This window comes from Vibrio sp. 10N.222.55.C7, from assembly GCF_041473335.1.
Taxonomy (GTDB): Bacteria; Pseudomonadota; Gammaproteobacteria; order Enterobacterales; family Vibrionaceae; genus Vibrio; species Vibrio crassostreae_C.
On the sequence record NZ_JBFRSC010000040.1, the window covers coordinates 63511 to 79033 of the forward strand.

At 45.9% G+C, this 15523-nt stretch carries 13 protein-coding genes; 2 read left to right on the forward strand and 11 right to left on the reverse strand.

Annotated features, from left to right (window positions below; genetic code table 11):
• Positions 1 to 18: 18 nt before the first annotated feature.
• Positions 19 to 1656, forward strand: a complete 1638-nt coding sequence (pfaD, locus tag AB4482_RS14680; RefSeq protein WP_372181134.1) for an eicosapentaenoate synthase subunit PfaD — start codon at positions 19 to 21, stop codon at positions 1654 to 1656.
• A gap of 113 nt (positions 1657 to 1769) precedes the next feature.
• On the opposite strand, the gene hflX is transcribed toward pfaD, so the two are convergent.
• The 10 genes from hflX to prmB form a co-directional block, all read right to left on the reverse strand.
• Positions 1770 to 3137 (reverse strand): GTPase HflX, encoded by a 1368-nt coding sequence (gene hflX, locus AB4482_RS14685; protein ID WP_371713634.1) that lies wholly within the window; start codon positions 3135 to 3137, stop codon positions 1770 to 1772.
• Positions 3138 to 3407: 270 nt separating this feature from the next.
• Positions 3408 to 4520: an ABC transporter ATP-binding protein gene (locus AB4482_RS14690; RefSeq protein WP_372181137.1), complete on the reverse strand. Its 1113-nt coding sequence runs from the start codon at positions 4518 to 4520 to the stop codon at positions 3408 to 3410.
• Positions 4521 to 4526: 6 nt separating this feature from the next.
• The gene (locus AB4482_RS14695; RefSeq protein ID WP_009848502.1) at positions 4527 to 5384 is read right to left on the reverse strand and encodes a carbohydrate ABC transporter permease; all 858 of its coding nucleotides are present in this window, start codon (positions 5382 to 5384) and stop codon (positions 4527 to 4529) included.
• Positions 5381 to 6319, reverse strand: coding sequence for a carbohydrate ABC transporter permease (locus tag AB4482_RS14700; RefSeq protein ID WP_017060634.1), 939 nt, complete (start codon positions 6317 to 6319; stop codon positions 5381 to 5383). Before AB4482_RS14700 ends, AB4482_RS14695 begins: the two co-directional genes overlap by 4 nt.
• 181 nt (positions 6320 to 6500) lie before the next feature.
• Positions 6501 to 7748, reverse strand: coding sequence for an ABC transporter substrate-binding protein (locus tag AB4482_RS14705; RefSeq protein ID WP_017066147.1), 1248 nt, complete (start codon positions 7746 to 7748; stop codon positions 6501 to 6503).
• Positions 7749 to 7859: 111 nt separating this feature from the next.
• Entirely contained in the window at positions 7860 to 9305 is a 1446-nt protein-coding gene (locus AB4482_RS14710; RefSeq protein WP_372181138.1) for an ATP-binding protein, read from the reverse strand.
• A gap of 45 nt (positions 9306 to 9350) precedes the next feature.
• The gene (locus AB4482_RS14715; RefSeq protein ID WP_017060637.1) at positions 9351 to 10079 is read right to left on the reverse strand and encodes a response regulator; all 729 of its coding nucleotides are present in this window, start codon (positions 10077 to 10079) and stop codon (positions 9351 to 9353) included.
• 159 nt (positions 10080 to 10238) lie between these two features.
• Positions 10239 to 11696 (reverse strand): protein adenylyltransferase SelO, encoded by a 1458-nt coding sequence (locus AB4482_RS14720; RefSeq protein ID WP_372181139.1) that lies wholly within the window; start codon positions 11694 to 11696, stop codon positions 10239 to 10241.
• Between the two features lie 535 nt (positions 11697 to 12231).
• On the reverse strand, positions 12232 to 12873 hold the full coding sequence (locus tag AB4482_RS14725) for a LysE family translocator (protein WP_372181141.1): 642 nt from the start codon (positions 12871 to 12873) through the stop codon (positions 12232 to 12234).
• A gap of 253 nt (positions 12874 to 13126) precedes the next feature.
• Positions 13127 to 14059, reverse strand: coding sequence for a 50S ribosomal protein L3 N(5)-glutamine methyltransferase (prmB, locus tag AB4482_RS14730; protein ID WP_017060640.1), 933 nt, complete (start codon positions 14057 to 14059; stop codon positions 13127 to 13129).
• Positions 14060 to 14121: 62 nt separating this feature from the next.
• Here prmB and smrB point away from each other — a divergent pair, with 62 nt between their 5' ends.
• The gene (gene smrB, locus AB4482_RS14735; RefSeq protein WP_017064096.1) at positions 14122 to 14652 is read left to right on the forward strand and encodes an endonuclease SmrB; all 531 of its coding nucleotides are present in this window, start codon (positions 14122 to 14124) and stop codon (positions 14650 to 14652) included.
• Between the two features lie 111 nt (positions 14653 to 14763).
• Here smrB and sixA read toward each other — a convergent pair whose 3' ends face one another.
• On the reverse strand, positions 14764 to 15228 hold the full coding sequence (gene sixA, locus AB4482_RS14740) for a phosphohistidine phosphatase SixA (protein ID WP_372181143.1): 465 nt from the start codon (positions 15226 to 15228) through the stop codon (positions 14764 to 14766).
• Positions 15229 to 15523: the final 295 nt, after the last annotated feature.

The following is a 15523-nucleotide window of genomic DNA, read 5'->3' on the forward strand; positions in this document are numbered from 1 at the left end:
ACTAGGAAAGAAATAATTATGACAACTCAAACTACTATCAATAACGAAAAGCTATCTCCGTGGCCTTGGCAGATTGAAGAGAACACAACTCATTTTGATAGCGCGGCAATGTCGACCATCTTAAAAGACTTAAGCCTTGCTTGTTACGTAGTGAGCCACCCAGAAAAAGGCTTAGGCGTCAGCCAACAAGCTGAAATTACATCGGGTGATTCAGCAAGTGCAGCGAACAGCCAACCTGTTGGCGCATTTGCTCCTGCACTCGGTACACAAAGCTTGGGCGACGAAGAGTTTCGTCGCTGTCATGGCGTAAAATACGCGTACTACGCAGGCGCAATGGCCAACGGCATCTCATCTGAAGAGCTTGTAATTGCGCTTGGTCAGGCAGGCATTCTTTGTTCATTTGGCGCGGCAGGCTTAATCCCGTCTCGCGTTGAGCAAGCGATCAACCGTATTCAAGCAGCGCTACCAAACGGCCCTTACGCGTTTAACCTGATTCACAGCCCAAGTGAACCTGCACTAGAGCGCGGCAGTGTAGAGCTGTTTTTGAAGCACAAAGTGAAAACGGTTGAGGCTTCAGCCTTCTTAGGTTTAACACCGCAAATTGTTCACTATCGTGCTGCTGGTCTAAGCCGTGATGCAAAAGGCGAAATCCAGATTGGCAACAAAGTCATCGCAAAAGTGAGCCGTACTGAAGTCGCAAGCAAGTTCATGCAGCCTGCTCCTGTGAAAATGCTGCAAGCTTTGGTTGATGAAGGTCGAATCACAGCAGAACAGATGGAGCTAGCACAGTTGGTTCCAATGGCGGATGACATTACTGCAGAAGCGGATTCTGGTGGTCACACCGATAACCGCCCTCTAGTTACCCTGTTACCAACGATTCTTGCGTTGAAAGAACAGATCCAAGCTCAGTACCAATTCAAAACACCGCTGCGTGTTGGTTGTGGTGGTGGCGTCGGCACGCCTGACGCAGCTCTAGCAACGTTTAACATGGGCGCGGCATACATTGTTACTGGTTCTATTAACCAAGCCTGTGTTGAAGCTGGCGCGAGCGAACACACACGTAAGCTGCTTTCGACAACTGAAATGGCTGACGTGACTATGGCTCCGGCAGCAGACATGTTCGAAATGGGCGTGAAGCTGCAAGTGGTTAAGCGCGGTACCTTGTTCCCAATGCGTGCAAACAAGCTTTACGAGATCTACACACGCTACGACTCCATTGAAGCGATTCCAGTTGAAGAACGTCAAAAGCTAGAGAAGCAGGTATTCCGTTCAACATTGGATGACATCTGGGCAGGTACTGTTGCTCACTTTAACGAGCGCGACCCTAAACAGATCGAACGCGCTGAAGGCAACCCGAAGCGTAAAATGGCGTTGATTTTCCGCTGGTACTTGGGGCTTTCTAGCCGCTGGTCAAACACGGGCGAACAAGGTCGTGAAATGGATTATCAAGTATGGGCTGGCCCTGCACTTGGCGCATTCAACGCGTGGGCAAAAGACAGCTACCTAGATGATTACCAGCAGCGTAATGCGGTCGACCTTGCTAAGCACCTGATGCACGGTGCGGCTTACTTAGCACGTGTTAACCTGCTGACTTCGCAAGGCATCAAGCTTGATCCAGAACTAGCACGATGGAAGCCAACTCAAAGAATGGCGTAAATGACCTAAATGGACTGGTTGACGAGTAACTAATTACTCAGCGACAGGAAACAAAAAAGCGACCTTATCGGGTCGCTTTTCTTTTGGTTGTTCTTGCCAGGCTCGCTACAAAATTAAGACTTCTGCATACGCTTTTTCAAGCGCGCTAAATCAATTGCACTTGAGCGTACAGTAAGCTTGATGCATTCGTAGTCGTATTCTTCCTTCACCACACTCATGTTTGAGCGAATCTCACCGATGATGCCTTGTCCAGAATAAGGGATAGTGATCTCTTCTTCGATCATGCCTTCTTCAGCAACACCAACGATGTACTTGTGCAGTTTAGTGATATCTAACGGATCACGAGTCGACGTTAGCATCGCATCTGGGAATTCTTCGATCAGCTCTAACTGCTGTTCTTCCGTCAATCTATCGCACTTATTCAGCACCAATAGTTTTTCGCTACCTTCAACGCCCACTTGTGCCAATACGTCGTGTACCACATCAAGTTGTGCGCGGAATGAAACGTCAGAAGCATCAACGACATAAAGCAGCAATGAAGCATCATGCGCTTCTGCTAGCGTAGAGTGGAACGAAGCAACCAAATCGTGTGGCAGTTTCTTGATGAAACCTACTGTATCTGAAACCAGAATACGCGGCTGAGTAATTGGTTGAAGCGCACGAACCGTGGTGTCTAGCGTTGCGAACAGTTTATCTTCACCCACCACTTCGGTTGCGGTCATTGCACGCATCATCGAAGACTTACCGGCATTGGTGTAGCCAACTAAAGCAACAGTGAAAAGCTCCGCACGCCTTGTGCGTCGGGTCTTCATTTCATCTTGTACGCTTACTAGCTCACGCTTAAGCGCAGCAATTTGGTCACGTACGTTACGACGGTCTAGCTCTAGTGAAGTTTCACCAGCGCCCTGACCCATCTGGCGCTCTTTGTCACCCTCAGCCGTTTCACGAAGTCGTGGCACTAAATAGTTTAGACGAGCGATATCAACTTGCAGACGAGCAGTACGAGTACGAGCGTGGCGACTGAAGATCTCAATGATGATGCCTGTACGGTCAAAAACTTCGACACCTAGGTGAGATTCGACATTACGCAGTTGAGACGGGCTCAAATCACAGTCGAATACCACAACATCAGCAGCGCCGTATTGAAAGTCGCCCGTTGGAAGATCATCAAAATCTAGCTCGTCGATTTCTGAATCAAACAGACCAGATTCATCAAGGAAGTCTTCATCTTCTGCTTCTTCAATCGAACCTTGGTAGCCGGTTAGGTGTGCAATTTCCGCAAGCTTACCAGCACCCAACACGTTTTGTCGTTGAGTTGAACTGTGGTGCTGCGATTGAGTACCGACCACTTTAAACCCTAGGGTTGTTACTAAGCGAGCAAGTTCGGCAAGAGACTCTTTTGCTTCGTCACCTTTGAAGTCCGGTGTCGTAATAGAAATAAGTAAAGCGTTACTAGCTGAGGGTTTTGCTGTTAGTTTCATGTATTCTTCTGTTTATGCACTAATGTGCAACCTAGTATTTGGTCTAAAGTAGCGCGATCCTACGCTGTTCTCGGTCAGCTTTATAGAGCTAACGGAGGCTATTTGGCGATATTATTGCAGTTAATCCATTTATCTCGTTTATCCCTCTGTTTTCGTGAGGAAATAAAACAGGCTAAAACAACAAAAAAGACAGCATCACGTTACTTATTAGTAATTAGTGATACTGCCTTTGCTTAAGCTTAGACTCTCATTGAGCTACTGTCTCAAAAACTAAAAATCAATTCTCGCTTCAGTCTGAGCATCAAAGAATACCGCCTTTGATAAGTCAAAATGCAGCGGCGCCATTTGCCCAACTGACACTTCAAATTCTGGCGACAAGCGACATGCCACTTCTTGGTCGTTCACTTTCACCATCGCAATCGTATCTGGCCCTGTTGGTTCTAGCACTTCTAACTGCAAGTCTAGCTTGGTCGTTGCCGACACATCTTCACTTTCCTGCTCGGTAATATGTTCAGGGCGCAGGCCAATCACCACTTCTTTGCCATCTTGCTCACGCATGCTTTGTGGTAATCGAATGTGGTGCTCTTGCTCAGCTGTACCCGTTACTTTGACGATCGGATTCTGCTCATCATCCAAATCCACCATGGTCTTAATGAAGTTCATAGATGGTGAACCCATAAAGCCCGCCACGAACATGTTATTTGGCTTGGTGTAGATCTCTTGCGGCGTACCGAGTTGCTGCAGTTCACCATCTTTCATCACCGCAATACGGTCAGCCAAGGTCATCGCCTCGATTTGGTCATGGGTCACGTAGACAATGGTGGTGTTCAGCTTTTGGTGCAGACGTTTGATCTGGTGTCGCATCTCGACACGTAGCTTGGCATCCAAGTTAGAAAGCGGCTCATCGAACAGATACAGCTTAGGACGACGCGCCAAAGCGCGCCCCATAGCGACACGTTGACGCTGACCACCAGATAGCTGCGATGGTTTACGATCAAGCAGTTGTTCGATTTGTAGCATTTCAGCGACGCGATTCACTTCTGCGTCGATTTCGTCTTGTGGCATCTTGCGGATCTTCAAGCCGAAGGCGATATTGCCGCGTACCGTCATGTTTGGGTAAAGTGCGTACGACTGGAATACCATCGCGATGTCGCGGTCTTTAGGTTCAACCTGGGCCACGTCAACACCATCAATCACGATTTCACCCGAGCTAATATTTTCTAGCCCAGCAATGGTGTTCATTAGGGTGGATTTTCCACACCCCGAAGGGCCGACAAGTATCAAGAACTCCCCCGAATCGATACTGATGTCGATGCCCTTTAACGTTTCGTTGTCCGCGTTGCGATAGGTTTTACGGATCTGTTTTAAATCTAATGTTGCCATGGGTAATTATCCTTTTACTGATCCTGCCGTTAGGCCACGAACAAAATATTTTCCTGCGAAGACATACACCAACAGCGTTGGCAGCGCGGCGATGATCGCGGCAGCCATATCAACGTTGTATTCTTTAACGCCCGTGCTGGTGTTGACTAAGTTATTTAATGCTACGGTGATTGGCTGAGTCTCTGAGCCGGAATACACCACCCCGAACAAGAAATCGTTCCAGATTGCGGTGAACTGCCAGATCACCGTCACCATGATGATAGGCGTAGAGATCGGTAATAAGATCTTGAAGAAAATGGTAAAGAAGCCTGCACCATCCAGTTTTGCTGCTTTGATCAATTCATCCGGAATCGAGATGTAGAAGTTACGGAAAAACAGAGTTGTAAACGCCATGCCGTAGATAACGTGCACAATCACCAAGCCGATGGTTGTGTTCGCTAGCCCCATCTTGCCGAGCATGGTTGCCATTGGTAGTAGCACCACTTGGAACGGAATGAAGCAACCAAACAACAGTAAGCTGAAGAACAGATTCGAGCCTCGGAATTGCCATTTCGTCACTACATAACCATTGAATGCACCGAGCAATGTTGAAATCGCAACCGCAGGAATCACCATTTGGAACGAGTTCCAGAAGTAGCCTTTGATGCCTTCACATTTCACGCCCGTACAGGCGGTGTCCCACGCTTTATACCAAGCATCAAACACCCACTCTTTCGGTAAGCTCATCAAGTTACCTGCCTTAATGTCTGGCAGAGTTTTGAATGAGGTCAGCGCCATGACAAACAATGGCATTAGATACACCAAGCAGAAGAAAAGCAGTGCTGAATAAATAAAGATTCGAGCAAAATTGATGTTATTCATCATGACTTTTTCTCCCTAAGTTCAGAGTAAAGATAAGGCACGAGAATCGCTAAGATACCAGCAAGCATCATCATGGCACTGGCAGCACCAAGGCCGATTTGTCCACGCGTAAATGAGTGTGCGTACATGAATAGCGCAGGAAGATCCGATGAATAACCTGGGCCACCCGCTGTCATCGCGGTCACAAGGTCGAAACTCTTAATCGCAATGTGTGAGGTGATGATCACCGCGCTGAAAACCACAGGGCGCAAGCAAGGTAGAATGATTTTCAGATAAATAGTGGGTAAGCTTGCCCCATCAATTTGAGCGGCTTTGATGATTGAAGAATCAATGCCACGAAGGCCGGCTAAGAACATCGCCATCACGAAGCCTGACGACTGCCAAAGTGCTGCGATAACCAAGGTATAGACCGACATTTCAGAGTCGACTAACCAATCGAATTTGAAGTCGGTAAAGCCCCAATCTTGCATCAGTTTTTCAATGCCAAGACCCGGATTGAGAATCCATTTCCAAGCGGTACCCGTCACGATGAATGACAAGGCCATTGGGTATAAATAAATGGTACGAATCGCGCCTTCTTGACGGATGTTCTGGTCAAGCAATACCGCCAAACCCACACCCAACAAGATAGCAATCGCCATGAACAGAAAACCAAACACACCGAGGTTGGTGATTGAGGTGATCCAGCGATCGTTGTCCATCAGCTTTTCATATTGAGCTAAACCAACAAAGTTGAAGCTCGGTAAAAATCGAGAATTCGTAAACGACAGCGCCGCCGTCCAGAATATATAGCCGTAGATACACACCACGGTCACTAACGCGGTCGGCGCCAGTACAATCTTGGGTAACCAATGTTGCAACCTGTCAGCAAAGCTAGGCTTGGGCGCAGGCTGGCTCCTTGTGGGTTTTGGAGTCGACTCAGTCAAAACATGCTCCATAACTTATCCTTGTTGCACAATCGAGCCAATGGCTTACCTTTCGGCACCACATCAGCATCACGCATATCAGAATTGGGAGTGAAGAGTAGATAGGCTCCCTACGAGCCTACCCACCCTGGGGGTTTGGTAAAGCAACACAACCCGTCACTCACGTGCGTTGTGTGTCGCTTATCAAGTTATATTAGATAGCCGCTTTCACAGCTTTCGCTAACTTAGCCGCCGCTTGTTTTGGATCGGCATCTTTTTCGTTGAAGAAGTTGGTTACCACGTCGTAAATCGCGCCTTGAGCGTAGCTTGTTGTCGCTAGGCCGTGAGCCATACTCGGAACAAGATCGCCAGATTTCGCACTCGCTTTGAAGGTTGCCATTGAATCCAACGCACATTGGTCGAACTTAGACATGTCCATATCTAGACGTACAGGGATAGAACCCTTGTTAAGGTTGAAGACTTCTTGGAAATCTTTGGTAAGAATGGTTTTCGCTAGGTCTTGCTGCGCTTTTTGGTTCTCTTTGTCACTCAGCTCAAAGAACGCAAAGCTATCGATGTTGAAAGTGAATTGGCCATCAGTGCCCGGTGCTGGTGCACAGATGTAATCTTTACCCGGTACTTTGCCTGCCGCAGTAAATTCACCTTTCGCCCAGTCACCCATGATCTGCATTGCCGCTTCGCCATTGATAACCATCGAAGTTGCTACGTTCCAATCACGACCCGGAGAGTTGCTGTCGATGTAATCACGCATCTTTTTGAACTTGGTGAACACTTCCACCATTTTGTCGCCAGATAACACGTCCATATCCAGATCAACGAACGCTTTGTTGTAATCTTCACTGCCTAGTACATCAAGTGCTACAGCTTCGAATACCGTAGCGTCTTGCCAAGGTTGACCACCGTGAGCCAGTGGAATGAAGCCAGCCGCTTTAATCTTGTCTGCGGCAACAAAGAACTCATCTAACGTAGTTGGAACCGTCACTCCTGATTTTTCTAAAACAACAGGGTTAGCCCAAAGCCAGTTAACACGGTGAACGTTGACAGGAACTGCGACATATTCGCCATCCCACTTCATCACTTTAGTGACCACTTCTGGCAGTAGCTCATCCCATTTTTCTTGTTTCGCAGTTGCATCGAGAGACGTTAGAAAACCTAAACCACCCCACTCTTGAATATCATGACCTTTAATCTGCGCCGCAGATGGAGGATTGCCCGACACTGCTCGAGTTTTCAAAACAGTCATCGCACTTTCACCGCCGCCACCAGCAACAGCGAAATCTTTCCAAGTATGGCCTTGTTCTTCAATCATCTCTTTCAGTACAGCTGCGGATTTCGCTTCGCCACCGGCAGTCCACCAGTGAAGCACTTCCACTTCACCAGCTTGAGAAAATGTTGAGGCAGCAAGAAGAGATAGAGTAAGTAGGGTTTTATTGATTTTCATTATTATCTTCCATGTTTTAGCGGACTCGACGTCCGGTTCAATACAGAGTCTACTTATTCTGATTTGTAAGATTGAAACAAAAGGTAAGCTCAATGTAACACAATTGTTACATTAAACTTCTAGGCCGCGTGGAATATAGACTTTAGCTTCTAAGCCGCCTTGAGGGGAGTTACGAATAATGAGATCTCCGCCGTGTCCATGCAGGATATTTCGGCAGATCCCGAGGCCAAGACCGTGTCCTTGATCATCCGTTGCTAACCTAAAGTAAGGTTCAAAAACTAACTCTAGCTTGTCTTCTGGAATACCGAGACCACGGTCTTGAATGGTCACGACCACCCAAAGATCATCACCGCTGATTTCAACAACTGCTGAGGAACCATACTTAACCGCGTTGTCGATTAAGTTGGTGAGTACACGCTTTATCGCCAGTGGTTTAGCGACCAATGGCTCAATGACGACCGGCTCGAACTCAACCTTTGTCTGATACTGGTTATGAGATTCAATCACTGCAAGTACCATTTCGTTGAGGTCAATTATGGCATTATTCTCGTGTAGATCGGTGTCTCTTACCGCTTGCAAAGCACCTTTAACCATCATCTCAAGCTCATCGAGATCTTTGTTGAATTTGTCTTTCTTTACTTCACTCTCCAACAACTCTGCACGCAATCTAAGCCGTGTTATTGGTGTCTTTAAATCATGTGAGATTGCAGAGAAAAGGTGCTCACGGTCGGCAACATAGCGACGAATCCGTTGCTGCATTCGATTAAACGCTCGGGTCGCCGTCACCAGCTCAGTAGCCCCCTCTTCGTTAAGTGGCGGCTGCTGAATATCCATACTCATCTCATTGGCCGCTCTTGCTAATTTTTTAAGAGGGCGTACTTGCCGACGAATCATCAAGTAAGTCAAAACCAAAAGAATGAGGGTCGAGGAAACTAAGAAGATCACCTGTTCTCTGCCGAGAATCGTATCGTCGAGTTTGACGTAAGGCGCAGGCAACAACGCGGCGATATACACCCATTCATGACTGGCTAATTCTATCTGAACAACCAGAATAGGAGGGTTAAGAGGTTCTAAGGTTAAAGTATGATGTGCCCACGATCGTGGGAGATCGCTCAAGTAGATATCATTTTTAAGCAAACGAAGATGTTCAGGGTGAGAGAAATCAACCCGCACTGATTCGACTTTATTGAGCTTGCTACTCAAAACACTTTCTATCGCTTCAATCGAGGCGGTTTTTAAACGGGTATCAGGGATCGGTTCGACAATCAACGCCTCTTTATTGAAAGAAACGAAGAAGCGCGTACCGCCCATATTGCGGATTTGATCCAACACGATATGGCGATATTTAACGGGCAGAGACTGGAAGAAAGTCACCGTCGAGGCAAACATATTGGCCATGCTTGAAGAGGCAGAACGAATCCCCTCCAGTTCTTTGTGTTTGGATTCGCTATACCAAATAGACGTTGCGATACCTTGAGCTATCACCACAGCTAACAAGGTCAGTAACAATGTTCTGGCAACCAAAGAGTTTGGCTTTAACCGACTCAACCCGTTCATAGGAAATACTTCATTGCCGAGGTGCTCATTAACATCACTTGATTATCAGTGTTCATACTGAACAGGCACAGCGAGGATATAGCCATTACCGCGCATGGTTTTGATGTAGTGAGGATACTTGCCACTGTCGCCCAATCGGCTTCTCAGACGACTAAGCTGCACATCAATGCCTCGCTCAAAAGGCAACGCTTCACGGCCTCTGGTCGCGAATGAGATAGTGTCACGGTCGAGAACTTCGTTAGGGCGAGTTAAGAACAACATCAACAGAGAAAAATCACTGCCCGACAAATCCATCTCTTCCGAGTTTTCATTGTGGGAAATTCGATGCGCTAACGTATCAAGCGTCCAATCACCAAAAACAATCTGTTTTGGCAATGCATCACTTGTCTTGTCATCCACCACTTGAACGCGGCGCAACAACGCTTTGATACGCGCCATTAACTGACGAGGGCTAAACGGCTTGGCAATGTAATCATCAGCACCAATTTCTAAGCCGATAATTTGGTCGGTTTCATCCGATACGGCAGTCAGCATGATGATAGGCACATTCGATTGCTTACGGACGCGTTGACACAAGGTAAAACCATCGTCACCGGGTAGCATCACATCAAGCAGAATCAGATCTGGATAACCTTGGTTTTGCAGATGAGCTTCTAGTTCAACACCGTCTCCCACAGAAGAAACATCGAAACCAGATTTTGTGAGGTACTCTTCCAGCAGCTCGCGGATTTCTTGATCATCATCCACCACGAGAATTCGAGTATTTGTTGGCATCGCCCAAACCTATTAAATTTACAACTTATTCACATAGTGTATAGGCTGGCCGATTGTTTGATTATTGACATGTTTGTAAAGTTAGAAGAACAAACAGATAAAGATCACAACTTAGTGACCTCTATCTGAATCTTAACGGCTTAATCCGCTATTAGTTGATTATGACGAGCAGCTGATCTCCATGGCTTTGCCCCACTCAGGAGGTAAAGCCGCTAGATGTTCATAGTCCGGATGTTCCGCATAAGGGTTTGCAAGCACCACCATCAAAGCGTCAATGTCGCTACTATCACCGCGCTCAGCTTTATCGATAGCTAGTTGAGCTAGATAGTTTCTGAGAATGTATTTCGGGTTTACCTGTCGCATGTTTTCGCAGCGCTTTACCACTGAACTCTCTTCTAATTCGCAGCGCTGTAAATAGTTATCTACCCATAGCTTCGCGGCCTCGCGATCGATAACCAAATCAATCACTTCTTGCGGCTGCAAGGTATCCAAATTCGACAACGTTCTAAAAAATCTTGGGTAGTCGACTTTGTTTTGCGACATCAGCTCGAACATAGATTCAAACAAACGACTGTCACCTTCTTGTTTCGAAAGTAGCCCCAACTTACGACGCATCATCTGACTAAAGTAACCGTTCATTTGCGGTTCGTACTGCTCTAAAGCCGCCTCTAAGTCGGCCTTATCCACCAGCGGAGAAAGTGAGTGAGCCAGTGCCGACAGGTTCCAAAGCCCTATTCTTGGCTGCTGGTTAAAAGCATAACGACCTTGGTAATCCGAGTGATTACAGATCAATCTTGGGTCATATTCATCAAGAAACGCGAACGGACCATAATCGAAAGTTTGCCCGATGATCGACATGTTATCGGTGTTCATCACGCCATGAGCAAAACCATTCGCTTGCCACAACGCAATCATCTCCACGGTACGGTCAACAATCTGATTAAACATAGCAGCGTAGGGTTTCTCTTCATCGAGACACTCAGGGAAGTGCCATTCAATGACTTTATCGGCCAGCAACTTATGCTCAGCCAACTGATTGGTATAAAACAGATGTTCAAAGTGACCGAAACGGATGTGTGATTCGGCAGCACGCACCAACAATGCGCCCCACTCTTGCTTCTCTCGATATACCGGTGTGTCGCTGGTCATCATAGCCAACGCGCGAGTGGTTGGGATATTGAGCCCTGCCATCGCTTCGCTACATAAGTACTCACGAACGGTTGATCGAATAACAGCGCGTCCATCGCCCATACGTGAATAGGGCGTTTTACCGGCACCTTTAAGGTGTAAATCGAACGTTTCGCCACTTTTCGCGACAATTTGAGCTAATAACAGCCCTCTTCCATCACCTAAATCCGGGTTATAAGAACCAAACTGGTGGCCTGCGTATTTCATTGCTACAGGCGAAAACTGCTCAGGTTCAACATTGCCAGATAACGTTTCAAGCAATTCCTCGGAAGCATCATCAAATGACAAAAAACCGAGTTCATCCGCAAGCTTATGATTCCATGCGAGCCATTGGACATTGCTGAGCGGTGTAGGTTGAATTGGGGTATAGAACAGTCGAGGTAATGCAGTAAATCGATTGTTAAATGAAATAGAATCCCAGACAGACATGAGAGATACACTGTAGATAAAAGATAACTTAAGATTATCACAGTTTCGTAACAACTTCAGAAGTGCGATGGCGCTTGTTTATAGAGGTAAGGTGATAAACCATTCCACAAGAAGAAAGTGGTGACTAGGAGTAAATTACTGGGGGATGCTTGCTAGAAGAAGATGACTAAGAAAAAGTTAAGTGGCTAGCCTGATGAGAAAAGCCACATTTATAAGAGAAAGAGTTCTGACTTTGAAGACTTTTTAACAAGTGATTTCATAATAAAAACTAAAACTATAGAGCCATGAAGCTGACTACATTAGAGCAAGAATACCCACTAGAGAAAGGGTAGAGAAAATCCAAGTACGACTGATTACGCCAAAGTTACTGTGTTGAATCATTTCTTGATGCTGCATATGTCTCTCCTTGAGAACGTGATGGTGTAACTACAATATATCGGCTTTTCGCCAAAAGCAGCAAGCACATTAATATTAACCTTTTATGACAGCATCAAGAATATTCTGTAACCATTCACCTCTCTGATAAAACAGAAAGTTATGCTCGACTGGTCGTCGAAAGCAGTGCGCCAGCCCCAATAAAGACACCTCCAGTGACACGATTAAAGACCTTGGCTCGACCTTTCGCAAACAACCAATTTGACGACTTCGCCCCCAAGTAGGCATACACCAATAACCAAGACAATTCCATCACTGCGAAGGTAAAAGCAAACACGGTAAACTGTGGTAATAGCACAATTGAGGGATCAATAAACTGTGGGAAAAGTGCAGTAAAAAACAAGATAGCTTTGGGGTTACTCGCGCCAACAATAAAGCCACTTAAGTAATGCTGCGCAGCGCTTTCTTTGACAGATTGAGCACCGCCTTGTTGATCCGATAACTTGTCATAATCTTGTTGGCTAGAGCGCAGAGACTTCCAACCGAGGAAGATCAGATAAGCTGCACCAGTCCATTTTATGACATTAAATACCACTTCAGACGAAGCAATAATTACCCCTAGCCCGGTAAACGATAAAGTTAAAATACCAGTAATCGCAGTTAAGCTCCCCAAGGCAGTAAATATCGATAATTTAAAGCCAGATTGCACACCTTTGGTCATGCACAATAAAGAACTTGGGCCTGGTGATGCCGTTAAAATTAGCACCGCTAATAAATAATAAATCCATGTATCAAAGCTCATCGTGAATCCTCCTTAACTCACTAAAACGACTAAATATTAAACACCAATATGTAATAAGCCCTCATATTAATCAACTAAATATTGCGCTTAACGTCTTCGATATAAATGCAAACATCTTTAATCTAGGCAATAAAAAACGCCATGCATTGCTGCATGGCGTTTAAATAAAAACGTTTCAAATCGAACGTCTTACTAGATGTCAGGTTCTAAGCTTACAGCCCTAAGATAGGGGCACTAACCTAATAATTGAAACCTAGTCTTTGTAGATAGAGAACTCATCAGCGCAAGCAACAAGCTGCTCACGAGTGATCATGAATACGCCATGACCACCGTTAGAGAATTCAATCCAAGTGAATGGAATCTCTGGGTACTGATCCATCATATGAACCATTGAGTTACCAACTTCACAGATAAGAATACCGTCGTCAGTTAGGTAGTCTGGTGCATTAGCTAAGATGCGACGAACCAATTTCAGACCGTCTGTACCCGCTGCTAGGCCAAGTTCTGGCTCGTGAGTAAACTCATCTGGCAGGCTGTTCATATCTTCTTCGTCCACGTAAGGTGGGTTAGATACGATCAGGTTGTATTTCTCTTTTGGCAAATCACGGAAAAGATCTGAACGGATTGGGAACACTTGCTGCTCCATGCCGTGATCTTGAACGTTTTGCTCTGCAACTTGCAATGCGTCAGTAGAGATATCAATCGCATCTACTTCAGCGTCTGGGAATGCGTGAGCACAAGCAATAGCGATACAACCACTACCCGTACACATATCCATGATGCGAGTTGGCTCTTCAGTTAACCAAGGTTGGAATTGAGCTTCGATCAGCTCACCAATTGGAGAACGAGGCACAAGAACGCGCTCATCAACGAAGAACTCAAGACCACAGAACCAAGCTTTGTTGGTTAGGTAAGCCGTTGGTGTACGATCATTAATACGCTTGATTACGCGCTCAACAATACGTAGACGTTCGCTGCTCGTTAGACGGGAGTTCATCACATGCGAAGGAACATCAATCGGCAGATAAAGAGTAGGTAAGATAAGTTGTACTGCCTCATCCCACGCGTTATCAGTGCCGTGACCATAAAATAGGCCCGCTGCGTTAAAGCGGCTAACAGTCCAACGAATCACATCTTGAAGCGTGTGTAGTTCTGATACCGCTTCTTCTACAAAAATCTTATCCAAAATTGTCTCCGAAAAGCGCTACAATACTGCTAATTACGTTTCTAATTAGAATTCATAACCTGATGAGCAAAAAAGACACCGACTTCGATGACGATTTCGCCCTGTTCAACGATGCAGTAAAGGGCGTTAAAAAGTTGCAACAGGATACCATAGTCCAGCAGCCAAAAAGAAATGCCAAGCAAAAAGAAATTACTCGAACGGCAAGACAAGCCAGTGATAGCGAGTTTTATTTCTCGGATGAGTTCATTCCGCATCTTAGCGAAGACGGTCCGACGCGCTATGCGCGTGATGATGTCTCTAAATATGAGGTCAAGCGCCTCCGTCGTGGTGTCTACGTGCCTGACGTGTATCTCGATATGCATGGTATGACTCAACAAGAAGCCAAACGTGAGCTTGGCGCGATGATTGCGCACTGCGTGAAAGAGAGCGTGGCGTGTGCCTGCGTTCAGCACGGTATCGGTAAACACATCCTTAAACAGAAGGTGCCTTTGTGGTTAGCACAGCACCCAGACGTGATGGCTTTCCACCAAGCACCGTTAGAGTTTGGCGGCAATGGCGCGCTGTTAGTCTTGCTTTCGGTTCCTGAGAAGTAATTCTGGTTAACAAACTCTCTCTCACCAAAAAACAACAAAGGGCATCCCAATCATATTGAGATGCCCTTTCTAATTGTCTGCAACTTTGTCATCAAACAGAGCTCAACGAGCTTATGGATTGATGTTCCAAAGCAACTCACCTTTTTGTGTCTCAAGGCTGAAGTCGATACACGCTAGGCCCGAAGTGGGAAACATAGGCGGCGCCATGCCTGTTGCAAACTCTGCAGTTAGGTAGCCAACTAGAGGTAAATGAGAAACAAATAAAATGGTCTCTAGTTTTTCTACTTCAGCCATTGCTAAGGTCAAATCAAACACATCGTCGGACATTCCATAAGGCGTAATATCATCACAGGTTTCTACTTTCTTTCCAGAAAACGCCTGAGAGATCTCTAACCACGTTTCTTGTGCCCTTAAATATGGGCTCACCAGCACTTTATCGAATTGACTAATCCCCTGCTCATTTGCAGCTTGTGCCACGGCAAGAGAAGCCATTTTCCCGCGCTTGGTCAACGCTCTTTCTGCATCCGAGTTGGCAAAATGTTCTGCTTCACCGTGGCGCATAATGAATATTTTCATGTTCAATCCTGTCTTCGTAACATGTCGAAAGTCGATATATCCCATATATCAGCGAAACGCTACTTAGGTTTGGCTCTCAATCCAGAGAAACCGCAGTCAATATAAATAATTATATCAAGTCACTTGCCAAAGAGTTCGACTTTCTTAACAATCTTGTTAAAAGAAAATAAATTACTGATAAAAATCGATAAAAGTGATTTAGAAATCGCCAAAAAGCACTTCATATCCCAAAATATGATCACAAGGTTTGCACGCCGAATCATCGGGTACATAATTTAAAAACCACCTTCTCTGG

What these genes read in the sequence shown, in the direction of transcription:
- AB4482_RS14720 (WP_372181139.1), bottom strand. Translation starts at nt 11,696, where the DNA reads ATGTCTGTCTGGGATTCTATTTCATTTAACAATCGATTTACTGCATTA.
- hflX (WP_371713634.1), bottom strand. Translation starts at nt 3,137, where the DNA reads ATGAAACTAACAGCAAAACCCTCAGCTAGTAACGCTTTACTTATTTCT.
- smrB (WP_017064096.1), top strand. Translation starts at nt 14,122, where the DNA reads ATGAGCAAAAAAGACACCGACTTCGATGACGATTTCGCCCTGTTCAAC.
- AB4482_RS14705 (WP_017066147.1), bottom strand. Translation starts at nt 7,748, where the DNA reads ATGAAAATCAATAAAACCCTACTTACTCTATCTCTTCTTGCTGCCTCA.
- sixA (WP_372181143.1), bottom strand. Translation starts at nt 15,228, where the DNA reads ATGAAAATATTCATTATGCGCCACGGTGAAGCAGAACATTTTGCCAAC.
- AB4482_RS14690 (WP_372181137.1), bottom strand. Translation starts at nt 4,520, where the DNA reads ATGGCAACATTAGATTTAAAACAGATCCGTAAAACCTATCGCAACGCG.
- pfaD (WP_372181134.1), top strand. Translation starts at nt 19, where the DNA reads ATGACAACTCAAACTACTATCAATAACGAAAAGCTATCTCCGTGGCCT.
- AB4482_RS14695 (WP_009848502.1), bottom strand. Translation starts at nt 5,384, where the DNA reads ATGATGAATAACATCAATTTTGCTCGAATCTTTATTTATTCAGCACTG.
- AB4482_RS14700 (WP_017060634.1), bottom strand. Translation starts at nt 6,319, where the DNA reads ATGGAGCATGTTTTGACTGAGTCGACTCCAAAACCCACAAGGAGCCAG.
- AB4482_RS14725 (WP_372181141.1), bottom strand. Translation starts at nt 12,873, where the DNA reads ATGAGCTTTGATACATGGATTTATTATTTATTAGCGGTGCTAATTTTA.
- AB4482_RS14710 (WP_372181138.1), bottom strand. Translation starts at nt 9,305, where the DNA reads ATGAACGGGTTGAGTCGGTTAAAGCCAAACTCTTTGGTTGCCAGAACA.
- AB4482_RS14715 (WP_017060637.1), bottom strand. Translation starts at nt 10,079, where the DNA reads ATGCCAACAAATACTCGAATTCTCGTGGTGGATGATGATCAAGAAATC.